The sequence below is a fragment of the Micromonospora matsumotoense genome (assembly GCF_050951065.1).
GTDB lineage: Bacteria > Actinomycetota > Actinomycetes > Mycobacteriales > Micromonosporaceae > Micromonospora > Micromonospora matsumotoensis.
In genome coordinates, this window is the sequence record NZ_CP192025.1 from 4,505,907 (window position 1) to 4,528,764 (window position 22,858).

Here is a 22,858-nt window from a genome sequence, read left to right on the forward strand (position 1 = left end):
TGAGGATACGGAAGGCCGGTGACAGAAAGCCACCGCCCATTCACCCGGTGCAGAACCGGGTGCTGCGCGGCCGGCCCGCCGGAGGTCGGCGGCGCGGGTCTGCACCGGTCGCCGTACCTGAGGTGTCGTGACGGCGCAGGTGCCGTCCGCTCCCCCGGCGTGGTCAGTACCCGACCCGGAAGGTGGCGTCCTGCTTGTCGGCCGTCGGCGACCCACTGGTGACCGGGTCGATGCGCAGCAGGTAGTCGTAGTGGCGCAGGTACCGGTCGGGATAGTTGTACGAGCGGAACGACGTCCACGAGGCGTCCGCGAAGCCGGCCGTCCGGTAGAACGTGGCGTCGGCCCGGAACGCGCTCGTGCCGTCGTTGGCCGCCAACCGGATCGCGTAGTCGTAGTGGCGCAGGTACCGGTCCGGATAGTTCACCGAGCGGAACGACACCCCGGCCGCGTCGGCCAGACCCGGCACCAGGGTCCAGAGCTGGTCCTGGTACGGCTCGAACGGGTACACGTCGATGCGCCCGACGTTGTCGCCGTGCCGCACGTAGCGGTCCGGGAAGTTGTACGACTTCAGCCGGTTCCACGCCGGCAGCCCCCACGCGGCGGTGAGCGCGGTCAGCTCCGCCGACGTCACCGGGGCGATCCCCGGATGCTTGGAGTTCAGCGGCTGGGTGTACGACCGGTCGTTGAGCAGGCTCCACGCGCCGCCGGCCACGTTGGTGGTCTGCCAGCAGAAGAACCGGCCGTTGGGGCTCCACGTGTCGCCCCACAGGTACCAGGTGTTCGCGGTGTGGGACTTGACGATCTGCGGTGCCTCGACGCCCCGGCCGGGGCCGATGGCGGCGGTGTGGATGCTGAAGCTGCCCGGGTTGAGGCTGTTCGAGCGGGTGCCGAGCAGGGTGCTGTTCGTGTTGTTCTTGAAGTACATGTAGTTGACCCCGTTGACGCTGACGAAGCTGCCGTCGATGGCGTCGTAGCCGGGGTCGAAGAACGTCTGCGGGGCGGACGCGGTCACGAAGTCGCCGGTGTAGTTCACCATCAGCACGTTGCGGCCGCCGGCGACGGCGGAGTAGACGACCGCGTACTGCCCGCGCCCGGCGTCCCAGTAGGCCTCGGGCGCCCAGGCGTGGGTGGCGAGGGAGTGCACCTTCAGCAGCCGGTAGCCGGTGAAGGTGCGCAGGTCGGTGGAGTCCCAGACGTGCAGGTACTGGCTCTGGTAGTTCCAGTCGGTGCCGTTGAGGTCGGTGGCGAGCACCACGAAACCGCCGTTCTGCCTGCGCAGGATGAACGGGTCGCGCAGGCCCCGGCTGCCCAGCGTCGGGGTGGCGACAGGGCGGTTCTGGTTCAGCGGGGTCCAGTTCAGGCCGTCGGTGCTGACGGCGAGGTGCAGGCCGTAGTTGGCGGCGGTCATGCTCGGCGACTCGGTGAAGTACGCCATGACGTAGCCGTCACCGGGGGCGGCAGCGGCGCTGGTGGGGCGGAGCAGGGTCGCTCCGGCAAGGGCGGCACCGGTGGCGGACAGCAGGGCGCGACGCTTCAACGGGTCACCTCGGGGGTGGCGGGTGGCAGTGCGGCACTGACCCCCGTACGTTATCGCTAACATCGATGACGTCAAGTGTTAACACGGTCCGCGAATCCGCATCCGCTCGGACCCGGCGTCGCCGGGCCGGCACTGTGGACCTGCGGGTTGTCCCCACCCCGAATCGCCCTACGGGCCGTCCCGCGCGGCGTCGTCGATGCCCGACCGCAGTTGGGCGAATGCCCGGTCGGCGTCGGTGACAGCCTCGGGGTGGACCGCACGGGCGGTTCGCCCGTCGGCGATCTTCTGCCAGTTGGCCCGGGCGAGCACCCGGTGGACGGCGAGCACCTGGGCGGCCCGCAGCCGCGCCTCGATGCCGGAGCCGAGGGCGGCGGCCAGCACCTCCTCGTCCTCGATCAGGTAGCGCGCCAGGCGTCCCGCCAGACTCGCCGTGGTGAACACCAACCGGTGGAATGCCACCACCTCGGGGTGGTCGTTGAGGCCGGTGACCGGGTCGTGGCGGTCGAGACCGGCCCGGAAGTGCCGGTGCAGCGCGGTCAGCGGCGTCACGCCGGCCGGACGCTCCCGCACGACCCGCGCTGACTCGCCGTGGTGATCCGCGAACCGGTGCAACACCAGGTCCTCTTTGGTGGCGAAGTACCGGAAGAGGGTCGGCTTGGAGACCTCGGCCGCCGCGGCGATGTCGTTGACCGAGACCTGGTCGAAGCCGTGCGCCAGGAACAGGGTGATCGCCACGTCGGCGAGCGTGTCGTGGGTCCGCGCCTTCTTGCGGGCCCGCAGGCCGGTCGGTTCTACCACTTGGCCAAGGTAACATCCTTTACCGGGTTGCTTTTTTAACCCAGTAACGTTTTTATGGAGCCATGTCGCTGACGGATGTCCTCGTGGTGGGTGCCGGTCCGACCGGCCTGACGCTCGCAGTTGATCTCGCCCGGCGCGGCGTCGCCGTCCGCATCGTCGACCGGGCACCGGAGTTCCCGCATGGTTCACGCGGTAAGGGACTGAGCCCCCGCAGCCTGGAGGTGCTGGACGACCTCGCGGTGATCGACCGGGTGCTGGCCTCCGGGACCACCCACCTGCCGCATCGCAAATACCACGGGGCAGAGGTGGTCGCCGAGGTCGACCCCGAGGCCGGACAGGTGCCCACGCCCGACGTCCCGTATCCGACCGGCCTGCTGATCCCGCAGTGGCGGGTGGAGCAGATCCTGCGCGAACGGCTGGCCGACTTCGGTGTCGCCGTCGAACGGGGCACCGAACTGCACGACCTCCACCAACATGCCGACGGCGTGACCGCCAGAATCGGCGGCACCCCGCTCCAGGCGCGATACCTGGTCGGCTGCGACGGCGGCCACAGCACCGTCCGTAGCGCACTCGGCCTGCGGCTGCACGGCGAGACGCCGGACCTTCCCCTGATGGCCGTCGGCGACGTCGAGGTCGACGGGCTCGGCCGCGACGCCTGGCACCAGTGGTTCACCGGCACCGGCGGAATCATGCTCTGCCCACTCCCCGGCACCAACGCCTTCCAGGTGCAGGCGTCCCCCGAACTCGACCGGGACGGCGCACCGCTGGCACCGACCCTGGAACGGTTCCAGCGGACCTTCGACCGGTTCGCCGGCGTCCCGGGGGTGCGACTGCACGATCTGGCCTGGAGCTCCACCTACCGGGTCAACGTCCGCATGGTCGACCGGCTCCGGGTGGGCCGCGTGTTCCTCGCCGGAGACGCCGCGCACGTCCACCCGATCGCCGGCGGCCTCGGCATGAACACCGGCATCCAGGACGCCTACAACCTCGGCTGGAAACTGGGCTTCGTACTCGCCGGCAACGCCACCTCACGCCTGCTCGACACGTACGAGGAGGAACGGCTGCCGATTGCGGCCCGGCTACTCGACATCACCTCGCAACGACTCGCCACCGTCCTCGACGCCATCAGGGAGAAGGGGGGCGGCGTGGACGCCGTCGCCACGCCCGAACTCACCCAGCTCTCGCTGCGGTACCCGTGGAGCCGGCTGTCCCCGCGGAGCACCGGCCGACGCACCGGGCCCCGACCGGGCGACCGGGCACCGGACGCGCCGCTGCACGACGCCACCGGCGCGCCGACGCGCCTCTTCGACCTCTTCCGTGGACCGCACTTCACCCTGCTCGGCCTGGGCGAGCGCGGCACCGGGGCGCTCGCCGACGTCGCGCCCGGCATCGTCCGGTCGTACCCGGTCGGACCGGGCGGCTTCCTGGACCACGACGGGCACGTGACGGCCGGGTACGGCACCGACGCCCTGGTCCTGGTCCGCCCGGACGGCTATCTCGGGCTGGTCACCGACCCCACGGACACGGCAGGAGTGGCCAGGTACCTCCGCTGCCTGTAGGGCCGCCGGCCTCGCTCAGAACGCGGCGCCCAGGTGCAGCCGGTTGCCGTCGGCGTCGGTCAACTCCAGCCGGTCGACGTCGAGGTCGGCGGCCACCGCGCCGTCGAGCACGTCGAAGACGGCGATCTCCAGCCTGATGTCCGCCTCCCGGCACATGCGCTTGGTGAGGCCCAGGCCGGACACCAGGACGGTTCCCCCGTCCACCGCCGCCCCGCCGTCGAGCCAGTTGCAGGCCAGCCCGCCGGTCACCGCGCCACCATGGAACACCAGGTGCGCGTGCACACCCGCCGGGACCGGTGCCGTCCCCGGCCGGGAGGTCGACTCCACCAGCCAGTACGTCTGCGCCAGCGGCCGGTCGGCTTCCGGTACGGCGGCCAGCCGGATCTGCGTGCCGTCGACCCACAGCAGCAGTTCGTCGCCGGTCCGGGCCCACTGCGGGCCGGCCCCGAGGAACTGCCCCCACCAGGCGTCCTGGGCCCGCTGCTCGGGGCTGTACGACAGGTCGGTGGTGCGTTGGCCGGTGACGACCAGGCGGGCGTCCCCGGTGTCGACCCGGCCGGAGACGAGGTTCCCACCGGCCTGGGCGCGCAGGCTCCCGTCGGTGATCCGCAGCCGGATCACCGTGCCCGGCAGCAGCGGGCGGGGCTGGCCGCCCTGGGTCACCGCCACCGACTGGAACGTGCGGTCCTCCTCGAACCCGGGTTCCGTGCCGGGAAGCACCGCGGTGCCGACCGCCAGCACCCCCAAGACAATGAAGTGCGTCAATGTATTCATGACTCCATGATGACTCGGGCCATCCCCTACCGCCGAGTGACGCCGCGACGGGTCGGTGTCGCTCCCGTGCCGCGCCCGGCCGCTCAGCGGCGCAGGGCGCGACACAGGTTGCCGCCGAACACGTCGGCCGCCTCGGCGGCGGAGAGCCCGTCGAGGCCGACCGGGTGCAGGGTCTGCGCGAACGACACGTGGTCGAGGCTGGGGGCGAAGTCCGAACCCCAGTAGAGCCGCCGCGCGCCGAAGCGGTGCAGCAGCAGGTCGACGAAGGGTCGGGCGGCGGCGTGCGGGTAACCGTCGGCGGGGTCGCTGACGGCGTACAGGCCGGAGACCTTGACCCCGACGTGCGGCAGCCGGGCCAGGTCGGTCAGCGGGGCGAGCCGGTCGGCGGCGTCCTGCGGGCCCGGGACGGTCGACTGCCGGCCCGGCAGCCCGAGGTGGCTGAACAGCACCGGGCACCCGTCGAGGGTGGCGAGGGCCCGGCCGAGCCGCCCGGCCGCCTCGGGCGCGGCGTTGAGGCTGAGCACCGTCGCCGCGTCGTTGAGCGCCCCGGCGACCAGCGCCAGCCAGCCGGCGAACGCGTCCGCCGAGGCCGGGTCCGGCAGGTACGCCGCGATGCCGGCGAACCCCGCCGCCCGGAACCGGTCCAGTCCGGCCCGGTCGACGCCGGTGACCGGAACGTAGGCCAGCGGGGCGATCCAGTCGTGCGCGGCCGCGAGCCGGGCCAGGTGCCGGTTGTTGCCGGTGAACTCCGGCCCGCCCTCATAGCCGACCACCAGCGCCCGCGCGATGCCGTGTTCGCGGCGCAACGTCCGGTAGACGGCGAGTTCGTCACCCCCGGCCGGTGACCTTCCGTAACGGCCAGGATAACCGTCGGCGAACAGGTGCAGGTGGGCGTCGGCGCGTTCCATGGCCGGACCCTAACCGATTCTGAGCTGCCCATTGACGCGGGAGGACCCCTCGCTTAGGTTCTTGTCTCAATTAGGTCCGGATTATCGGACGTAGGCGAGGAGTGGACCGCGTGGTGCAGGCACACGAGGATGTTGACGATCTGGTACGGCTGCGCCGGCAGCTCCACCAGCACCCCGAGCTGCGGTTCACTGAAGAGCAGACCGCTGCCACCCTTGCCGAACGGCTCACTCCCCTCGCCCGGGTGCGCCCCGGTGTCGCCGGCACCGGCCTGCTCGCGGAGATCGAAGGACGTACCAACGGACCCTCGGTGCTACTTCGGGCCGATATGGACGCCTATCCGGTGCAGGACGCCAAGCAGGTGCCCTGGGCGTCCGGCAACCCGGGCGTCTGCCACGCCTGCGGACACGACGTGCACATGACCGTGATGGCCGGCGTCGTGGCCCGGCTCGCGGCCGACCCGCCCGCCCGGGGCTTGGTGACCGTGCTGTTCCAGCCGGCCGAGGAGATCCCGTTCGGCGCGGCCTCCGGCGCCGCAGCGGTGCTCGCCGACGAAGCCCTGCGCGACCGGCGCTTCGACGCCGTCCTCGGCCTGCACTGCTGGCCCGACCTGCCGGTCGGGACGGTCGGCGTGGACCGGGTGACTGCGATGGCGGCCAAGGACGCCTTCCGGTTCGAGGTGTTCGGCCGGGCCGCGCACGCCGCCACCCCGGCCCTGGGCCGCGACGCCATCCTCGGCCTCGCCGGCATCGTCAACCTGCTGCACGCCGGGGTGGCCCGCTCCCACAACCCGCACGAACTGGTGGCCTTCAACATCGGCACGATCGCCGGCGGGGCCAGCCAGAGCCAGGTCGCCGAGCGGGCCGAGGCGACCGGCACGCTGCGCACCCACGACGAGGCCACCCGCGCCCGGCTCAAGGAGGTCATCGAGCGGATCGCCCGGCAACAGGCCGCCGCGCTCGACCTCGGTCTGCGGTTCACCTGGGCCAACGAGATGCCCCCGGTCCGCAACGCGGCAGCCCTGGTGGCGCTCGCCCGCGCCGAACTGCCCGGGGTGGTCGAGCTGGCCGACCTGACCGAGCCCCCACTGACCACCGACGACTTCGCGCTGCTCGCCGCGCTGGGCCCCAGCCTGTACGTCAAGCTCGGCGTCACCGGCGAGCGGGGCGGCGCACCGCTGCACTCCGGCGCATTCGACGTCGACGAACGCTGCCTCGGCGTCGGGGTGGCCGCCCTGGAACGGCTCACCCGGGCGGTGCTCGACGGCCGGCTGACCGCCCCCGACGGTCACGGGGACGCCGGGGCCGGCCGGCCCGGCACGGGTGACCGGGCCGACGCCGTCGAGGCGGTCGGAGCATGAGCCGCCCGTCGATCGCCGTGATCGGGGCCGGGGCGTTCGGGGTCCGGCACCTGGCCGCGTACCGGTCGCTCGGCGTGCCGGTGCGCACCCTGGTCGAGCCGGACGCCGCGACCCGCGCCCGGGTGGCCGCCGAGTACCAGGTGCCGCAGGCGTACGCCGACGTGGCCGACCTGCTCGCCGACGCGACGCCGGACGCCGCTTCGGTCTGCGTGCCCGGCCCGGCGCACCGGGCGGTGGCCGTCGCGCTGCTCGACGCCGGGGTGCCGGTGCTGGTGGAGAAACCGCTCGCCACCACAGTCGCCGACGCCGCCGCCATCGTCGCCACCGCCGAGCGCACCGGGGTGCTCTGCCAGCCGGGGCACCTCCTGCGGCACAGCCCACCGCACCGGGCCCTGCACGACGCGATCCGCGCCGGCCGGCTCGGCGACGTGCTCGCCGTGTCGTCCCGCCGTGACCGGCCCCGCACCCTGAGCCGGCTCTTCCCGCGCGAACACCCCGCGCTGCTCACCGCCGTACACGACATCGACCTGGCCCTCTGGTATGCCGGAGCGCCAGTGGTCGAGGTCCGCGCGGCGGCCCGGACCCGACCCGGATCGGCCACCCCGGTCCTGGTGTGGGCGGAGCTGCGACACGCAAACGACGTGGTGTCGTCGATCCGCAACAGCTATCTGCTTCCCGAGAGCACCCCCCACCACACCTCGGACCTGGTCGAGGTGTACGGCACCGACGGGGTCGCGCACGTCGACCTCGGCCACCCCACGCTGCTCGTCCAGCGCGAGCCGACCGAAGCGCCGGACTGGCTGTTGTCCCCGGCCGACGGCGGCGGCGCGCTCGCCGCCGAACTGCGGCACTTCCTCGGCCGGATCGACGGCACCGCGCCGACGGCGGTCGTCCCGCTCGCCGACGGACTGCACGTGGTGCAGGTCGCCGAGGCCGTGGTCGACAGCGCCGCCACCGGCGGCGCGGTCCGCCGACTCCCCTGAGCCCCCCACTTGTGACAGGAGCTAACCGATGTTTCGACGGAGATTGGCCGGCGTCCTCGCCGCCGGCATGGCCGCCGCCGCCCTACTGACCGCATGCGGTGGCGACGACGCCGCCGACGGCCCGGTCACCCTCAAGGTGCTGACCTGGGAGCCGGGCGGCGTCGAGTACTGGAAGCAGGTCAAGACCAGCTTCGAGGCCGGCCACCAGGGCATCAAGCTGGAGATGCAGTCCGTCCCGTTCGACAAGTACCCCGAGGTGCAGGGCCCGTACATCACCTCGCAGTCGGGGCCGGACGTGATGGCCAACAACGCCGGGCTGGAGCTGTTCGACCGGCGTGGGGCGTACGTCCCGCTGGGCGACAAGGCCGCCGAGATCACCAAGGACCTGGTCACCTACAGCGGGGCCTGTGAGGGCTTCGACACCGGCAAGCCGTGCTACGGGGTGCCCTTCTCCTACCAGGGCAACGTCCTGTACTACAACAAGGCCGTCCTGACCGCCGCCGGGTTGAACCCGGAGCAGCCCCCGGCCACCTGGGACGAGTTCGGGGCCGCCTGCGAGGCGGTGAAGAAGGCCGGCAAGACCTGCCTGGCGCTGGGCCTGTCCGGCACCTTCCCCGCCTACTGGGACTTCCCGGAGATCGCCCGCAACTACCTCAGCGAGGACGACATCCGGGCGCTGCTCGCCGGCACGCTGTCCTGGAAGGACCCGAAGCTGGTGGCGGTGCTGGGCAAGCTGGCCGAGATCACCACCAAGGGCTGGGCCAACAAGAACGCCCCGTCGATCACCATGCTCCCCGACGGCGCGGACATCTTCCAGCGCGGCGACGCCGCGTTCGCCGGCACCATCATCTCCGACGCGGTGAACTGGGAGGCGTTCGGCAAGGCCCTCGGCGACGACAAGCTCGGCGTCACCCGGTGGCCGACGATCAACCCGGCCGCGCCGCTCGCAGGCAAGTTCTCCGGCATCGAGGGCGCGGTCTACGGGGTCACCCAGTGGAGTGAGAAGAAGCAGGCCGGTCTGGAGTTCATCAGCTGGCTCGCCGGCAAGGAGAACGGCGAACTCTGGGTGAAGTACGGCAAGGGCCAGCCGCTGAACAAGACCGTCGACAAGGCGCTGCTGCCGTCGTCGCCGGCCTTCCTCAAGATCCAGGAACTGGTCGCCCAGCCGACCCTGCACGCCGGGGTGATGCTCTCCGGCCCGGAGGCCGACGCCCTGGCCCGGGGTTGGCAGCAGGTCACCCTCGGCCAGCTCAGCGTGGACAAGTGGGCGGACCAGATGCAACAGGCGCTGGAGCGCAGTCCCACCAAGAAGCAGGGCAAGTAGCCGCCCCGGGCGGGGCGACGTGACGTCGCCCCGCCCGGCCGACCCGGGGAGGAACCCTGATGACCATCTCCACCGCGCCGGTGTCGGACCCGGTGGGCACCGACGCCCCGCCCGCGCCGACCCGCCGGCCGCCCCGCCCCGGGCGGGCCCGGGAGTGGTGGCTCGGTGCCGCGCTGGTGCTCCCCGCCCTGGTCCTGGCCGTGCTGTTCAAGCTGGTGCCGCTGGTACGGGGGGTGCTCACCAGCTTCGAGTCGTCCAGCGGGTTCGGTGGCAGCGAGTTCGCCGGGGCGGACAACTACACCCGGATGTTCGACGACCCGATGGTGCTCACCAGCTTCCGCAACGCGCTGCTGGTGGTGGCCACCCTGCCGGTGTGGATCGTGCTCCCGCTGATCCTGGCGCTGCTGATCCACCAGCGGTCGCCGGGGTGGAAGTTCTTCCGGGCGGTCTACTTCGTGCCATACACCATCGCGCCGATCGTGGTCGGCATCATGTTCCGGCAGATCCTCGCCCCCGACGGGCCGTTGAACGCCCTGCTGCGCTTCGTCGGGCTGGACCCGTTGGCGCTGGAATGGCTCAACGGCCGCTACAGCGCGTTGTTCTCGCTGGTGGCGGTCGCCCTGTGGAGCTTCTTCGGGCTCGGGGTGATGACCTACCTCGCCGGCCTGGCCACCATCCCGGAGGAGAACCTGGAGGCGGCCTACCTGGACGGGGCCGGGTTCTTCCGGCGGCTGTGGTCGGTGGTCGTGCCGATGCTGCGCCCGACGGTGGCGTACTGGAGCGTGCTCTGCGCCTCCGGCGTGCTGATCTGGCTGTTCCCGCTGATCTACGCGCTGACCCAGGGCGGCCCGGGGGACGCCACCATGCTCCCCGAGTACCTGGTCTTCCTCACCACCTTCCAGTTCCTGGACCGCGGCTACGGCTCGGCCATCGGCATCGCCCTGTTCGTCTTCGTCGCCGTGCTGTCGATCTTCAGCGTCCGGCACATGTTCACCGAGGGGACCCGGAAGCCGCGATGAACCCGCGCCACTTCGCCCGGACCGGGCGCTACCTGTTGACGTTCGCGTTGGTCGTCGTCGCCGTCGCGGCGATCTACCCGCTGCTGTTCACCGTGGTCAGCTCGGTGAAGACCCAGTCCGGTTTCGCCGACGACCCGCTGGGCCTGCCGGCCGGGATCACCCTGGAGAACTACCTGGAGGCATTCCGCCGGATGGACATGCCCCGGCTGCTGCTCAACTCGCTGATCACCACGCTCGGCGGGCTGGTGCTGTCGGTGCTCGCCGCCCTGCTGGTCGCGTACGCGGTGACCAAGCTGCGGTTCCGGGGCGGGAAGGTCGTCTTCCTGCTGATCATCGTGACGCTGACCATCCCCAGCCAGGCGATCATCTATCCGCTCTACCAGACGGTGCTCGACCTCGGCATGTCCGGCCAGTACCAGGGCCTGATCCTGGCGTACGCGGCGTTCGGGCTGCCGTTGGGCACCTACCAGCTCGCCGGCTACTTCCAGCAGGTGCCCGACGAGTTGATCGAGGCGGCCCGGGTCGACGGCGCGGGGCACCTGACCATCCTGTTCCGGCTGCTCGCGCCGATCGCCACCCCGGCCATCGCGGCGCTGGCCATCTTCAACTTCGTCTGGATGTGGAACGACCTGCTGCTGCCACTGGTCATCATGGGCGGCTCGGACAGCAAGACGCTGATGGTCGGCGTCTCCCTGCTCAGCGGCCAGTACGACGTGTCGGTGCCGCTGGTCAGCGCCGGTCTGATCGTGGCGCTGCTGCCGGTGCTGATCGTCTACCTGGTCTTCCAGCGGCAACTCGTCTCCGGCGCGCTCGCCGGCTCCGGCAAGTGACGACCGGCCGGGCCCGGGTGACGGCGGTCGGCCCGGTCCGGTGGGGGCCCCGGTGAGCGGGGCGGCCGGGCCGGGCGTGCAGGTGTGCCACCTCTACCGGCTGCGCCCCGGCGCGGAGGCCGAGTACGAGCGGCGGCACGCCCGGGTATGGCCGGAGCTGTCCGTGCTGCTCGACGAGGCGGGCATCTACGACTACCACATCTACCGGCACGACCTGCTGCTGATCTGTGTGCTGCGGACCCGCCGGGGTGTCGCCGACGCCCACGCGGTCACCGCCGCCTCGCTGGTGCAGGCCCGCTGGACGGCGTCGCTGGCGGGCCTGTTCGCCGAGATCGCCGACGCCGACGGCGAGCCGCTGTGGGCGTACCCGGTGTTCCACCATCCGGGGCAGCCGCCGCCGTGACGGGGGCGACCATGCCGCGACGGCCCGGTGGGGAGGTCCCCGCCGGGCCGTCGCGGTGCCCGCCGTCAGACCGCGTACGCCACCGATCCGTCGGCACGCAGCGGGATGCGGGTCACCGGCCGGCCGGTCAGGTCCAGCGGCCGGGTGTCGGCCAGGTCGAGGGTCACGCCCAGGCCCGGCTCCTGCGGCACCGGCAGGAACCCGCCCTCGCGCCGGACGCAGGCCCGCGCCGGGCCGTCGGCGAGCTGGTCGTCCAACGGCGAGTACTCCTGGGTGACGAAGTTCGGGATGACCGTGTCGAGGTGCACCGAGGCCATGGTGAGCAGCGGGCCCAGGCAGTTGTGGGTGACCACGGCCGCGTGGTACGCCTCGGCCAGCGCGGCGATCTTCCGGGCGTGGCTGAGCCCGCCGGCCAGCCCGACGTCGGGCCGGACGTACTGGGCGCCGGCCTGCGCCAGCAGCTCCTTGAACTCCCAGATGGTGTGCAGCCGCTCCCCGTTGGCCATCGGCACCTGCGGCGCCCGCCGCCCCACCTCGGCCTGGCTGCTCACGCTGTCGATCTGGATCGGGTCCTCGACCAGCAGCGGCAGGTGCCGGGCCAGCGCCGGCACCACCGCCTGCGCCTGCAACGGGGTGAGCTTGCGGTGCAGCTCGATCAGCAGGTCGACGTCCGGGCCGACGGCGTCGCGGACAGCGGCCGTGGTGGCCTCCGTCTCGGTCACCAGCCGGGCCTGGGACAGGTCGCCGTGATCCGCCGGCAGCGGGTCGAACTTCACCGCGGTGAAGCCGTCCGCCGCCGCGGCGGCGGCCTGCGCGGCGAGGGCCTGCGCGCCGGTGCCCGGCAGCAGCAGGTGCAGCCGGATCCGGTCGCGCACCCGGCCGCCGAGCAGCTGCCACACCGGCACCCCGAGCCGCTTGCCCAGCAGGTCCCACAGCGCCAGGTCGACGGCCGAGACGGCGGCGGAGAGCACCGAGCCCCGGAAAGGACCCATCCGGTAGAGGTGGTGCCAGTGGTGTTCGATCCGGTTCGGGTCGGCCCCGAGCAGGTACGGCCGGAAGGTCTGCACCACGGCGTGCACCGCGCCGGGGTAGCCCCAGCAGGCGGACTGGCCCACCCCGGTCGACCCGTCGGACGTGCGTAGCTGGACGAAATGCGCGTCCCCGCGCACCACCGACTCCACCTCGGCGATCTCCATGCCGACTCCCCCAAATAAGAGACCAATAACGGCCACAAACTTGCTTGTGCACTCTTCCATAGCCTTGGACTGCTGGTCTAGGCTCCTCAACCAACGAGCCGGAATAGGGCTCAATTATCTCTGGGGGTGTGATGGGGCAGCTCGACGACTATCGGCTGATGGCCCGGATCCGCCGGTTCGAGGAGCGGCTGACCGCCCTCAAGGACGCCGGCGAGATCCCGGGCTCGATCCACCTGTGCAACGGCCAGGAGGCCGTCCCGGTCGGCGCGTGCCGGGCACTGCGCGACGGCGACCACGTCACCGCCACCTACCGGGGTCACGGCTGGGCGATCGCCCGGGGGGTCGACCTGACCGGCCTGTTCGCCGAGATGATGGGACGCGACTCGGCGCTCTGCGGCGGACGCGCGGCCTCGCCGTACCTGTCCGACCCGGGGCGCTGGTTCGTCGGCGAGAACTCCATCGTGGGCGCCGGGGTGCCGATCGCCACCGGTGCGGCGCTCACCGCACAGCGCACCAGCAGCGGGGCGGTGTCGGTGGTGACCATCGGCGACGGCGCGATGAACCAGGGCAACGTGCACGAGGCGCTCAACCTGGCCGCCGTGCTCGACCTCCCCCTGGTGCTGGTGGTGGAGAACAACGTCTACTCCGAGATGTCCCGGATCTCCGACATGGTGCGCGTGCGGCAGCTCGCCGAGCGGGCCGCCGGCTACGGCCTGCCCGGCCGGGTGGTCGACGGCAACGACCCCGACGCCGTCGCCGAGGCGGTCACCGAGGCCGTGGACCGGGCCCGGGAGGGCTCCGGGCCGTCCATCGTGGAGGCGATGACCGAACGGCTCGTCGGCCATTACAGCGGCGACGCGCAGCACTACCGCCCGACCGGCGAGATCGCCGCCGCCCGGGAACGCGAACCGCTGGCCCGCATCCGCCGGGCCGCCGACGCCGACCTGACCGCCCGGCTCGATGCCATCGACGCCGAGGTGTCCACCGAGATCGAGACCGCCGTCACCGCCGCCCGCGCCGTGCCGTACCCGGACCCGGCGACCGCCGAGGAGCACGTCTATGTCTGAGTCGCTGCGCTACATCCAGGCCGTCAACGCCGCCCTCACCTGGGCCCTGGACAGCCGGACCGACACCATCTACTTCGGCGAGGACGTCGCGCTGCCCGGTGGGCCGTTCGGCGCGACCAAGGGGCTGCACAAGCGGTTCGGCTCCGAGCGGATCTTCGACACCCCGATCTCCGAGACCGGCTTCCTCGGCATGGCCCTCGGCGCGGCGATGACCGGGCTGCGGCCGATCGCCGAGATCATGTACGCCGACTTCTCGTTCGTCGCGATGGACCAGATCGTCAACCAGATCGCCACCGTCCACTACTCCAGCGCCGGGCGGTGGAAGGCCCCGCTGGTGATCCGGATGCAGCAGGGCTACTCCCCCGGGGCGTGCGCCCAGCACTCGCACTCGCCGGAGGCGTACTTCGCGCACACCCCCGGGCTGCGGGTCGCGCTGCCGGCCACCCCCGACGACGCGTACCAGATGCTGCGGACCGCCGTGGTCAGCGACGATCCGGTGGTGGTCGCCGAGGCCCGGATGCTCTATCCGACCCGGGGCCCGGTGCGCACCGACGCGCCGGTCGAGCCCGTCGGCGGGGCCCGGGTGGTCCGACCCGGCGCCGACGTCACCGTGGTGGCCTGGTCCCGGATGGTGTCGGCGGCCCTCGACGCCGCCGGCACCCTGGCCGAGGAGGGCGTCAACGTCGAGGTGATCGATCTGCGCTGGCTCAACCCGCTCGACTTCGACACCGTCGCCGCGTCGGTCGCCCGCACCGGCCGGCTGGTCGTCGCGCACGAGGCGAACCTGACCGGCGGGTTCGGCGCGGAGATCGCCGCCCGGGCCGCCGCCGAGTGCTTCGCCGACCTGCGCGCCCCGATCGCCCGGGTGGCCACCCCGGACGTGCCGATGCCCGCCGCACCCGCCCTCCAGGCGGTGGTGGTGCCCGAAGCGGCCACCGTCGCCGAGGCCGTCCGCCGGACGGTCCGGGCGTGAACGACACGGTCCCGCCCGCCGCTGCCGGCGGAGGCGACGCAGTCCCGCCCGCCGCTGCCGGCGACGCGGTCCCGCCCACCGGTGCCGGCGGAGGCGACGCAAGCACACCGGCCGGTGCGGGCCAGCACGGCGGGACCCGGCCGGCCGGCACCGACGGCGGCGCGCCCGCCGGTCTGCTCGCCAGCCGGCGGGTGGTCGTCGTCGGGGGCGCGTCCGGCATCGGCCGGGCCACCGTCGCCGCCGCCGCGGCCGCCGGCGCGGCGGTCGCCGTGCTCGACGCCGACACCGCCGGCGCGGACTCCGCCGCCGCCCAGGCCCGCGCCGCCGGGGCGCGGGCCTGGGCCCGGGGCGTGGACGTCACCGTCGAGGCCGAGGTCGCCGGGGCGCTCGACGCCGCCGCCGCCGACCTGGGCGGGATCGACGCGGTGCTGCACGTCGCGGGGGTGATGCGCGGTCAGGGCCTGGACGTGCGGGACGTGCCGGTCGCGCTCTGGGCCCAGGTGATCGCCGTCAACCTCACCGGGCCCTTCCTGGTCGCCAAGCACTCCGCCCGGCACCTGCGCCCCGACGGTGGGGTGCTCGTGCTGGTCGGGTCGAAGGCGGGCGTGCAGACCGGCTCCGGCTCGGTACCCTACGGCGCGAGCAAGGGAGGGTTGCACGGTCTGGCGCTCACCCTGGCCCGCCAGCTCGGTCCACAGGGGATCCGGGTGCACGCGCTCTGCCCCGGCGACATCGACACACCGCTGATGCGACGGTCGCTGGACGAGGCGCGGGCCAACGGCACGGGCGGTGACCGGATCGCCGCCGTCGAGGCCACGCTGGGTCGCCCCGAGGACGTCGCCTCGGTGCTGGTCCTGCTGGCGTCGCCGGCCAGCGCCGGCCTCGCCGGCACGGTCTGGACCGGCTGAGCACCCCACCCACCAGGGCAGCGGCACACCACGTGGAGGCATTGTGATCGGCATTATCGGCCCGGAGGACTCGGTCCGGCTCGTCCGGGAGGTGGCGGCCGGGGAGGGCCGCGCGGAGGCGGTCACCACCCGCGCGTACACCCGCCCGGAGCAGGCTCCCGACCTGGCCCGCGAGCTGGACGAGATGTGCCAGGTGCTGCTGTTCACCGGGCGCATCCCGTACGCCTTCGCCAACGCCACCGGGGAGTTGCGGGCGGAGATCGACTTCGTCCCGCACGCCGGCATCGACCTCTACCGGACGCTGTCGCGGATGCTGCTGGCCACCGGCGGACGGCTGCCCCGGGTCAGCGTCGACACCATCGAGGCGGAGATCGTCCGGGAGACCTACCACGACATCGAGGTCGACCCGCCCACCGAGATCCTGCCCATCGCCGACTCGTCCGGGCTGCTCTTCGCCGGACTCGACGAGATCACCGCCTACCACCGGGAGCGGTACGCCTCCGGCGCGGTCGAGGCGTGCCTGACCTGTCTCGGCGCGGTGCACCGGGACCTCGCCGACAGCGGGGTGCCGGTGTGGCGTGTCGAGCACACCCGCGCCTCCGTCCGCGACGCGCTGCGTCGGGCTTGGCTCGCCGCCGAGGTACGCCAGTCCCGGGCGACCCAGATCGCGGTCATGATGGTCGACCTGGGTACGCCGACGAACCGGGCGCAGGACCCTTACCAGGCCGAACGGCAACGGCTCCGGGTCCGCGAGGCGCTGCTGGAACACGCCGAGCGGATGCGCGGCCGGCTGGCCACCGTCGACGACCGGACCATGCTGATCACCACCACCCGGGGCACCGTGGAGAGTGCGCTGGCCCGGCACCGCGACGGGCACGCCTCCCTGCTCACCCTGCGCGGCGTCGACGTCGCGCACGCCGTCGGCTTCGGTGCCGGCACCACCATCGCCGCCGCCGAGGACAACGCCCGCAAGGCCCTGGCGCTGGGCCGGCACAGCGGCGACACCCACGTGGTGTTCCCCGACGGGGAGGTCCACTCCAGCCGGGAGACCGCCGTGCGTCCCCGGCTGCGCGAGACCGACCCGGGGATGCTGCGCGTCTCCGAGCAGCTACGGATCGGGCCGCTGTCCACCCGGCGGCTGCTGGAGGCGCTGCACCAGATGGACCCGGACCAGATCACCGCCCGGGGTCTCGCCGACGCGTACGGGGTGGAGGCCCGCTCGGCCCGCCGGTTGCTCAACGCGTTGCGCGCGGCCGGCTTCGCGGAGGAGGTCGGGGTGCACGTCAGCACCGGCGCGGGCCGCCCGCAGACCGTCTACCGGGTCGCCATGCAGCGACTGCTCGGTGCGATCGGGGTCGACGCGTGACACCCGCCGGAGCAGCCCGGCCCCACCGGCCCGACGGCGACCCGGGCGGGGAGCTGCGCTTCGCCCCGACCTACCTGGTCACCGCCACCCTCGCCGCCGACGCCGCCGTCCGGCGGAAACCGCACCGGGCCGCACACCTGGCGCACATGCGCGCCCTGCTCGTCGATGGCGTCGCCCTCGTCGTCGGGGCGCGCGCCGACCTGCGCGCCTCGGTGCTGGTGCTGCGGGCCGCCGACGCGCCCGCCGCCCGCGCCCACCTCGAACAGGATCCCTACTGGCGGCACGGGGTGTGGACCGCGATCGACGTGGTCGACTTCCTCGCCGCCACCGCACCGACCCCCGGGAGGTCATGATGTCGTCACTCCGCCAGATTTCCGGTGTACGGGTGCTCGGGGACGCGCACGCCCCGTTCGCCGCCGGCCTGCTCCGCGAGGCGTGGGGCGAGGGTGGCCCCGACGCGGTGCCGGTGCGGTTCACCGTCGACCCGGCGCTGCCCGAGGGCGGCCACCGCGTCGAGGTGCCGGAGCAGGGCGAGATCCGGCTCACCGGCGACCCGTTCGCCGGCCTGGTCTACGCCGCCCGTGCCCTGGTCGCCGCCGCCACCCCCGACGGGCTGCCGGTGGGCACCACGGTGAGCGCCCCCGGGCTGCCGCTGCGCACCCTGTGGACCTGGGACCACTCCACCAACTGGGACACCCGGCAGCTCGGACAGCAGGAGATCGGGGCGCTCAACCCGTACGCGAAGTCCGCCGACGCGTTCGGCGCCGACTACCGCCGGCTGGTCGACTTCTGCAGCCGGGAACGGATCGGCGGCATCGTCGTCTACGGGCTGCTGCGCGACGCCCACGGCGGCATCGAAGCGGCCCGCGACCTGTGCGACTACGCCAACGCGCGCGGGGTGCGGATCATCGCCGGGGTGGGGATCAACGCCTACGGCGGCATCTACTTCGACGGGCGGCACCGGTACAACCTGGCCACCTGGCTGCGGCAACGCCCCGACCTCGCCGCCGAACTGCCGAGGAAGGTCGGCTTCGACATCGACGAGTTCGGTGACCTGCACTTCCCGGCCAGCGAATACATGATGGCCGCCTGCCCGTCCCAGCCGGACAACCTGGCCTGGCACCGCGACGCCATCGACTGGCTGCTCGACACCCTGCCCGTCGGCGGGATCAACTTCGAGACCGGCGACTACGGCAGTTGCGCCTGCGCCCGGTGCGCCAACCGGACCGGCGGCGAGCGCACCTCCTGGTCGTACGAGGCGATGCGGTCGGTCTATCCGACGCTGCTGGAGACCGCCCGGCGGCCCGGCCCGGCCGGGGTGCCGCTGCGCCACCTCGTCGAGGTGTACTGGGACAACATCTTCGACCTCGACGCCCAGCAGCCCCTGGCCGACCTGCCCGACGACGTGGCCTACCAGTACTGCGTGAACCGCGGCTTCTGGTACGACCAGCGGGACCGGTTGACCGCGGCGCACGTCGAGCGGCTCCCGCACACCACGAACGTGCTGCGCACCCACGCCGGATCGCAGTGGAACCGGCAGCGCCACTCCTGGGTCCCCGAGCTGTACGCCGATCTGGCCACCCGGTCCGGGGCGGCCGGGATGCGGGGCCTGACCATCTTCGCCGAGCCGTCCGCTTACCACCCGACCAACGAGATCAGCTACCTGGCGTACGCCCGGTTCTCCTGGGACCCGGAGCTGGCCTGGGCCGACTTCTGGCGCGACGAGGTCGCCCCCCGGTTCGGCGGCCCGGCCGAGGCGGCGGCGTTCCGCGACGGCGCGGCGCTGCTCGACGACCCGGCGGCAACCGGCGCGGCGCTGACCGCCGTGTCCGCCGACGCGCTCGCCATGGTCGCGGCCACCGGCGGCGAGGTGCAGCGCCGGTGGTTGTGGCTCGCCGAGCGGGCCTCGCGCTTCGGCTACGCGGCCGGCTGACGCCGGTCCGGCCCACCGGCGGTGGGCCGGACCGGGCGACTGTCAGTCCTCGATCCACCCGTGCGAGCGGGCGAACTGCGTGAGGTGCTGCCGGATCTGGCTGATCTGGGCGCCGGTGAGCGTCGGCACCTGCTCGACGAGAAGGTCCGTGATGTTGGACCGGAAGGTGAAGGAGGTCAGGACGTCGCACTCCTCGTCGTCGCCCCGGTCGGTCACCGGCAGCCGGGTCACGGTCGTCGCGCCGGACACCGCCGGCCGGGACGCGACCGGCGCACCGGGGTTGAGCAGGCGCGCGTAGAGCGCCTTGACCCCACGGTTGCCCTCCACCGACTCGAACTCCACCCGCATGCCGGGTGCCACCGACGGCCGCTGGTCGCCGAAGTCGTTCGCGTGCACGAAGACGTCCTCACCACCGCCCTCCGGGCTGATGAAGCCGTACCCCTTCACGTCGTCGAAGCTGAGAATCGTACCGACCGCCACCGCGACCACCACCCCACAGAACAGGAACCACCAGAACAGGAGAACGACCGGAACGGACACCGCCGCAAGGGGCACCGCCATCGGCGCGACACCCATGGTAAGCGACGGGCGGACCGGAGCCCCACGGGGCGCGCAGCCGCCCGATAACGCCACCGGTCAGTCGGTGACCTCGCAGATGCCGTCCCGCGGTCAGCTGTCGCCCGGCGCGGGCACGGGCACGGCCCGATCCGGCAGGTATTCCCGACCCCACGCCCCGAGGGGCTTGAGCGCGTGATTGAGTGCCTGGCCCCGGTCGGTCAGCGAGTATTCCACCCGCATCGGCAGATCCTCGGAGGCCTCCCGGCGGACGATGCCGTCGGCCTCAAGTTCGCGCAGGTGTTGGAACAACACCTTCTCGCTCACTCCGATGAGCCTTCTCAGCTCACCGAACCGTCTGTGACTGTCGCTGAGGGCCCACAGGATGACGACCTTCCACTTACCGCTGATCACCTCGATCGCGGCGTCCAGACCGCAATGTGTCGGCCGCACCCTGACACTCAGTTCATTCACTCCCGACCGGCCGGCGGCACTCTTCCCGTGAGTTCCGGTATACCGCAGAGTCTAGCGCGCGAGGGTCACGCGGTCGCACTGTGTTGCGGAGGAACTGACAACACGTGACAGCTCCTCCGTACGGTTCACCCTGCCGCACCGCCCAGCAGCGCCTGCTCGTCCTGGCCACGCAGGACGACGCAGCGCACCTTCCGCGCGAGCCGGAGCCGTTCGATGTCGGCGTCGGCGAGGTCGAGGGACGGCTCGAAGCGCAGCGTGTCCGCCGCGCTCGCGGTGGGGAACGTGCGGACCCGGTGCGCGTGCAGCAGGTAGCCCGAGATGACGTGGCCCCGCATGCCGTTGGCGGAGACAGCGGCGATCCCCGGTGCGGCGGCGTGGGACTGGTCGGTGAACTCCAACCCCAGCATCAAGCCCCCGGCCCCGGACCTCGCCGACCACCCCGGGGAAGCGACGACGCAGGTCGTGGAAGATCTCGGCCAGTTTCTCGCCCTTCTCCTTGCCGTGGAAGGAGCCCTCCCACGCGATGAACACCGGCGGTCGCACGGCGGCCTCGGCGTTGTCGCGACGCAGTCCGGACAGGACGGTGAGCAGGTCACCGTCGGCCCCGGGGGCGCCGCTACCGTTCCCGCCGCCTGGGCGGACACCTCCGCGATGCCGGCCTCCACCTCCTCCAGCAGGGAGCGCACCCGCAACACCCGGTCGAACTACGCGTGCGTGAGCGCCACCTCGATCGACTCGGTACCGCTGTGGGAGAAGATGGCGAAGTACCGCTCGTCGGTGCCGAACTCGCGGCTGACGATGTCGTTGAGACGGGCTGCGATCCCGTCGACCGCCGGCTGCCGGGATGCCTGGCCGAGCACCGGACGGCGCTCGTTCAGGAAGGCCACGGCGGTGTCGAGGAGCGCCGGATGGTGGTGGCCGAGCACCAGGGCACCGTAGCCGCCGGCATAGTCCACCATCGTCTCCGGCGTGCTGTCGGGGCCGGCGTGGTGCAGGGTGCCGCCCTCGGCCCGGGTGTATTCGACATTGATGTCGAGCATGTTCAGAAATTCCTGCATCGCGGGCTCGGCGAGGATCTGCTCTGGTGTCACGGAATGCATGCCGGTTCCGGTCCTGTCGTCAGTCGGGCACCTGGACGGCTGCCGTTTTCGCAACCGCAAACAGGTTAACGCCACCCGACGGGCCGGCCACCAATAGGCGGTAACGTGCCGGTAACCTGCGACCACCCGGCGGCCGGTCTCCGGGATTACCATTCGATGCCCCCCGTGCGCCCGGCTGGTTAACGTGAGCCGACAGGTGCGTTGTCCGATCCGCACCGGGCCTGGGGGCGGCCCAGTTCGAGACGCTGCCGCACCGGCCGGGGCCGGCCTCCGGCGCCCCTCATTTCGGGTGCCCTGGCCTGGCTGGAATGCCGATTGTTCGAGGCGCACGATTCCGGCGACCACACCATCTTCGTCGGTTCGGTGATCGGCGCGGAAATCGGCCACGACGGCGCTGGTCTGCTGTTCTTCGGTGGCGCCTTCCACCGCATCGGCACCGGTTCAGCGGCGGTGTCGACCGCCAACCGGCCACATACTTTGCAGTAAGTACTTGAGGGGTCCACACGCCGGCGTCTAGGCTCCGAAAGCGATGTCGGCGATGGCACGTGCTTTCTGCGTGGCCAGCACCGATGGCATTTTTGCCTTTTCAGGAGCACAGAGGAGAGTGGCACTGGTGTCCGAAGAAAATCGCGTGCCCGTATCGGTGATCGGCCTCGGAATGATGGGGGCGGCACTGGCGGGCGCATATCTCAGGGCCGGCCACCGCACGACGGTGTGGAACCGCTCCGCCGGCAAGGCGGACGCCCTTGTCGAGCAGGGCGCGAGCCGCGCGGACACGATCGCCGACGCGGTCGCCGCGAGCGACGTCCTGGTGGCCTGCGTGGTCGACTACCAGACACTGCACGAGATCCTCGATCCGGTGAAGGAGTCGCTGAACGGCAAGGTCATCGTCAACCTCACCTCCGGCGTGCCGCAGGACGCCCGGGGCGCCGCGCAGTGGGCGCAGTCCCTGGGTGCGAAGTACCTCGACGGCTACATCATGACGGTGCCGCCAGCCGTCGGGCTCCCCCAGACCCTGCTGTTCTACGGCGGCTCGAAGGAGGTCTTCGACACGTACGAGTCGACCCTGAAGGTCCTCGGCGGCAACAGCATCTTCCTGAGCGAGGACCCGGGCGTCGCCGGCCTGTACGACCTCGCGCTGCTCGGCATCCTGTGGTCGTCGCTGGCCGGCGCGCTGCACGGCTTCGCCATGCTCGCCAGCGAGGGCATCCCGGCGGCGGCGCTGACCCCGTTCGCCGAGTCCTGGATCACCCATGTGGTGCTGCCCAGCATCAAGGGTGCCGCCCGGCAGGTCGACGCGGGCCAGTACGCGACCAACATCTCCACCGTGGGGCTGAACGCGGTCGGTCTGGCCAAGATGGTGGAGGCCAGCAAGGGCCAGGGAATCCGGCCGGACGTCATGATCCCGATCCGGGACATCCTCCGGGAGCGGGCCACCAGCGGGCACGGCGACGAGGCGCTGGCCAGCATGATCGAGGTCATCAAGAAGCTCTGATCCGGGCCGCTGCACGATCGCCACCGATGCGCTGCGCCCCGGGCCGCGGGGACGTTCCACCTGGCCAACCAGAGTGCCGTCACGTTCGGGGACATGGTGGACGAGTTGCGGCCGGCCGGCTGCCGGGTGACCGACCGCGATCCGCCCAGCGGTGACCCGGGCGCTGTTCCGCCGGCACGTCGAGTTCTTCGTCGCTCGCGGGTACCTTCCCGTCGCCCCGGCCGGTGCGCGCCGGGGACGCCTCCGGTAGCCGGGGACGCGCGGTCGCCGGGGCGACCGCGCGTCGGGGCGGCGGCGA

The 22,858-nt window shown here is 72.3% G+C and carries 24 protein-coding genes; 15 read left to right on the plus strand and 9 right to left on the minus strand.

The genetic code is table 11. From position 1 onward, the window contains the following. Positions 1-163: 163 nt before the first annotated feature. On the minus strand, positions 164-1,537 hold the full coding sequence (locus ACQP1S_RS19705; RefSeq protein WP_432897518.1) for a glycoside hydrolase family 43 protein: 1,374 nt from the start codon (positions 1,535-1,537) through the stop codon (positions 164-166). A 168-nt stretch (positions 1,538-1,705) separates the two neighbouring features. After that, positions 1,706-2,335 (minus strand): TetR family transcriptional regulator, encoded by a 630-nt coding sequence (locus tag ACQP1S_RS19710; protein WP_432897520.1) that lies wholly within the window; start codon positions 2,333-2,335, stop codon positions 1,706-1,708. A gap of 62 nt (positions 2,336-2,397) precedes the next feature. Here ACQP1S_RS19710 and ACQP1S_RS19715 point away from each other — a divergent pair, with 62 nt between their 5' ends. Beyond that, positions 2,398-3,894 (plus strand): FAD-dependent oxidoreductase, encoded by a 1,497-nt coding sequence (locus ACQP1S_RS19715; protein ID WP_432897523.1) that lies wholly within the window; start codon positions 2,398-2,400, stop codon positions 3,892-3,894. 15 nt (positions 3,895-3,909) lie between these two features. Here ACQP1S_RS19715 and ACQP1S_RS19720 read toward each other — a convergent pair whose 3' ends face one another. Continuing rightward, positions 3,910-4,668 carry an META domain-containing protein gene (locus ACQP1S_RS19720; protein ID WP_432897526.1) on the minus strand — a complete coding sequence of 253 codons (759 nt, stop codon included), beginning with the start codon at positions 4,666-4,668 and terminating at the stop codon, positions 3,910-3,912. An 83-nt stretch (positions 4,669-4,751) separates the two neighbouring features. Further along, positions 4,752-5,576, minus strand: coding sequence for an amidohydrolase family protein (locus tag ACQP1S_RS19725; RefSeq protein WP_432897529.1), 825 nt, complete (start codon positions 5,574-5,576; stop codon positions 4,752-4,754). 110 nt (positions 5,577-5,686) lie between these two features. Here ACQP1S_RS19725 and ACQP1S_RS19730 point away from each other — a divergent pair, with 110 nt between their 5' ends. The 6 genes from ACQP1S_RS19730 to ACQP1S_RS19755 are packed head-to-tail and all read left to right on the plus strand — an operon-like array spanning position 5,687 to position 11,493. Beyond that, positions 5,687-6,934 carry a M20 metallopeptidase family protein gene (locus ACQP1S_RS19730; protein WP_432897532.1) on the plus strand — a complete coding sequence of 416 codons (1,248 nt, stop codon included), beginning with the start codon at positions 5,687-5,689 and terminating at the stop codon, positions 6,932-6,934. Next, complete coding sequence (locus ACQP1S_RS19735) at positions 6,931-7,917, plus strand: Gfo/Idh/MocA family protein (RefSeq protein ID WP_432897535.1); 987 nt, start codon at positions 6,931-6,933, stop codon at positions 7,915-7,917. The genes ACQP1S_RS19730 and ACQP1S_RS19735 overlap by 4 nt, the downstream gene beginning before the upstream one ends. 28 nt (positions 7,918-7,945) lie before the next feature. Continuing rightward, positions 7,946-9,241, plus strand: a complete 1,296-nt coding sequence (locus ACQP1S_RS19740; RefSeq protein WP_432897538.1) for an ABC transporter substrate-binding protein — start codon at positions 7,946-7,948, stop codon at positions 9,239-9,241. A gap of 59 nt (positions 9,242-9,300) precedes the next feature. Beyond that, positions 9,301-10,260, plus strand: a complete 960-nt coding sequence (locus ACQP1S_RS19745) for a carbohydrate ABC transporter permease (RefSeq protein WP_432897541.1) — start codon at positions 9,301-9,303, stop codon at positions 10,258-10,260. Further along, complete coding sequence (locus tag ACQP1S_RS19750; RefSeq protein WP_432897543.1) at positions 10,257-11,090, plus strand: carbohydrate ABC transporter permease; 834 nt, start codon at positions 10,257-10,259, stop codon at positions 11,088-11,090. Before ACQP1S_RS19745 ends, ACQP1S_RS19750 begins: the two co-directional genes overlap by 4 nt. A gap of 52 nt (positions 11,091-11,142) precedes the next feature. Then, a complete protein-coding gene (locus ACQP1S_RS19755; protein WP_432897546.1) occupies positions 11,143-11,493 on the plus strand; it encodes an L-rhamnose mutarotase in 351 nt (116 codons plus the stop codon). Positions 11,494-11,558: 65 nt separating this feature from the next. Here the strand turns inward: ACQP1S_RS19755 and ACQP1S_RS19760 are convergent, their stop codons facing one another. After that, the gene (locus tag ACQP1S_RS19760; RefSeq protein ID WP_432897549.1) at positions 11,559-12,689 is read right to left on the minus strand and encodes a mandelate racemase/muconate lactonizing enzyme family protein; all 1,131 of its coding nucleotides are present in this window, start codon (positions 12,687-12,689) and stop codon (positions 11,559-11,561) included. A 131-nt stretch (positions 12,690-12,820) separates the two neighbouring features. On the opposite strand from ACQP1S_RS19760, the gene ACQP1S_RS19765 reads away from it, so the two are divergent. The 6 genes from ACQP1S_RS19765 to ACQP1S_RS19790 are packed head-to-tail and all read left to right on the plus strand — an operon-like array spanning position 12,821 to position 18,936. Beyond that, a complete protein-coding gene (locus ACQP1S_RS19765; RefSeq protein WP_432897552.1) occupies positions 12,821-13,756 on the plus strand; it encodes a thiamine pyrophosphate-dependent dehydrogenase E1 component subunit alpha in 936 nt (311 codons plus the stop codon). Then, positions 13,749-14,729: an alpha-ketoacid dehydrogenase subunit beta gene (locus ACQP1S_RS19770; protein WP_432897555.1), complete on the plus strand. Its 981-nt coding sequence runs from the start codon at positions 13,749-13,751 to the stop codon at positions 14,727-14,729. Before ACQP1S_RS19765 ends, ACQP1S_RS19770 begins: the two co-directional genes overlap by 8 nt. Then, on the plus strand, positions 14,726-15,637 hold the full coding sequence (locus tag ACQP1S_RS19775; RefSeq protein WP_432897558.1) for an SDR family NAD(P)-dependent oxidoreductase: 912 nt from the start codon (positions 14,726-14,728) through the stop codon (positions 15,635-15,637). The genes ACQP1S_RS19770 and ACQP1S_RS19775 overlap by 4 nt, the downstream gene beginning before the upstream one ends. 43 nt (positions 15,638-15,680) lie before the next feature. Beyond that, positions 15,681-17,003, plus strand: coding sequence for a hypothetical protein (locus ACQP1S_RS19780; RefSeq protein ID WP_432897561.1), 1,323 nt, complete (start codon positions 15,681-15,683; stop codon positions 17,001-17,003). Continuing rightward, positions 17,000-17,356 (plus strand): YciI family protein, encoded by a 357-nt coding sequence (locus tag ACQP1S_RS19785; RefSeq protein ID WP_432897563.1) that lies wholly within the window; start codon positions 17,000-17,002, stop codon positions 17,354-17,356. Before ACQP1S_RS19780 ends, ACQP1S_RS19785 begins: the two co-directional genes overlap by 4 nt. Then, positions 17,353-18,936 (plus strand): hypothetical protein, encoded by a 1,584-nt coding sequence (locus tag ACQP1S_RS19790; RefSeq protein WP_432897566.1) that lies wholly within the window; start codon positions 17,353-17,355, stop codon positions 18,934-18,936. The genes ACQP1S_RS19785 and ACQP1S_RS19790 overlap by 4 nt, the downstream gene beginning before the upstream one ends. Before the next feature lie 42 nt (positions 18,937-18,978). Here the strand turns inward: ACQP1S_RS19790 and ACQP1S_RS19795 are convergent, their stop codons facing one another. The 4 genes from ACQP1S_RS19795 to ACQP1S_RS19810 all read right to left on the minus strand — a co-directional run bounded on the left by ACQP1S_RS19795 (position 18,979) and on the right by ACQP1S_RS19810 (position 21,056). Beyond that, entirely contained in the window at positions 18,979-19,416 is a 438-nt protein-coding gene (locus ACQP1S_RS19795; RefSeq protein WP_091252665.1) for a cold shock domain-containing protein, read from the minus strand. A gap of 189 nt (positions 19,417-19,605) precedes the next feature. Further along, entirely contained in the window at positions 19,606-19,944 is a 339-nt protein-coding gene (locus ACQP1S_RS19800; protein WP_432897568.1) for a winged helix-turn-helix transcriptional regulator, read from the minus strand. A 146-nt stretch (positions 19,945-20,090) separates the two neighbouring features. Further along, positions 20,091-20,372: a hypothetical protein gene (locus tag ACQP1S_RS19805; RefSeq protein ID WP_432897571.1), complete on the minus strand. Its 282-nt coding sequence runs from the start codon at positions 20,370-20,372 to the stop codon at positions 20,091-20,093. Positions 20,373-20,669: 297 nt separating this feature from the next. Then, on the minus strand, positions 20,670-21,056 hold the full coding sequence (locus ACQP1S_RS19810; protein WP_432897574.1) for a hypothetical protein: 387 nt from the start codon (positions 21,054-21,056) through the stop codon (positions 20,670-20,672). A 210-nt stretch (positions 21,057-21,266) separates the two neighbouring features. Between ACQP1S_RS19810 and ACQP1S_RS19815 the strand changes: the two genes are divergently transcribed. Beyond that, positions 21,267-21,551, plus strand: coding sequence for a flavin reductase family protein (locus ACQP1S_RS19815; RefSeq protein ID WP_432897577.1), 285 nt, complete (start codon positions 21,267-21,269; stop codon positions 21,549-21,551). A 145-nt stretch (positions 21,552-21,696) separates the two neighbouring features. Continuing rightward, entirely contained in the window at positions 21,697-22,560 is an 864-nt protein-coding gene (locus tag ACQP1S_RS19820; RefSeq protein ID WP_432897580.1) for an NAD(P)-dependent oxidoreductase, read from the plus strand. Positions 22,561-22,858: the final 298 nt, after the last annotated feature.

What these genes read in the sequence shown, in the direction of transcription:
- ACQP1S_RS19715 (WP_432897523.1), top strand. Translation starts at nt 2,398, where the DNA reads ATGTCGCTGACGGATGTCCTCGTGGTGGGTGCCGGTCCGACCGGCCTG.
- ACQP1S_RS19720 (WP_432897526.1), bottom strand. Translation starts at nt 4,668, where the DNA reads ATGAATACATTGACGCACTTCATTGTCTTGGGGGTGCTGGCGGTCGGC.
- ACQP1S_RS19725 (WP_432897529.1), bottom strand. Translation starts at nt 5,576, where the DNA reads ATGGAACGCGCCGACGCCCACCTGCACCTGTTCGCCGACGGTTATCCT.
- ACQP1S_RS19735 (WP_432897535.1), top strand. Translation starts at nt 6,931, where the DNA reads ATGAGCCGCCCGTCGATCGCCGTGATCGGGGCCGGGGCGTTCGGGGTC.
- ACQP1S_RS19740 (WP_432897538.1), top strand. Translation starts at nt 7,946, where the DNA reads ATGTTTCGACGGAGATTGGCCGGCGTCCTCGCCGCCGGCATGGCCGCC.
- ACQP1S_RS19745 (WP_432897541.1), top strand. Translation starts at nt 9,301, where the DNA reads ATGACCATCTCCACCGCGCCGGTGTCGGACCCGGTGGGCACCGACGCC.
- ACQP1S_RS19750 (WP_432897543.1), top strand. Translation starts at nt 10,257, where the DNA reads ATGAACCCGCGCCACTTCGCCCGGACCGGGCGCTACCTGTTGACGTTC.
- ACQP1S_RS19760 (WP_432897549.1), bottom strand. Translation starts at nt 12,689, where the DNA reads ATGGAGATCGCCGAGGTGGAGTCGGTGGTGCGCGGGGACGCGCATTTC.
- ACQP1S_RS19765 (WP_432897552.1), top strand. Translation starts at nt 12,821, where the DNA reads ATGGGGCAGCTCGACGACTATCGGCTGATGGCCCGGATCCGCCGGTTC.
- ACQP1S_RS19770 (WP_432897555.1), top strand. Translation starts at nt 13,749, where the DNA reads ATGTCTGAGTCGCTGCGCTACATCCAGGCCGTCAACGCCGCCCTCACC.
- ACQP1S_RS19790 (WP_432897566.1), top strand. Translation starts at nt 17,353, where the DNA reads ATGATGTCGTCACTCCGCCAGATTTCCGGTGTACGGGTGCTCGGGGAC.
- ACQP1S_RS19805 (WP_432897571.1), bottom strand. Translation starts at nt 20,372, where the DNA reads ATGCTGGGGTTGGAGTTCACCGACCAGTCCCACGCCGCCGCACCGGGG.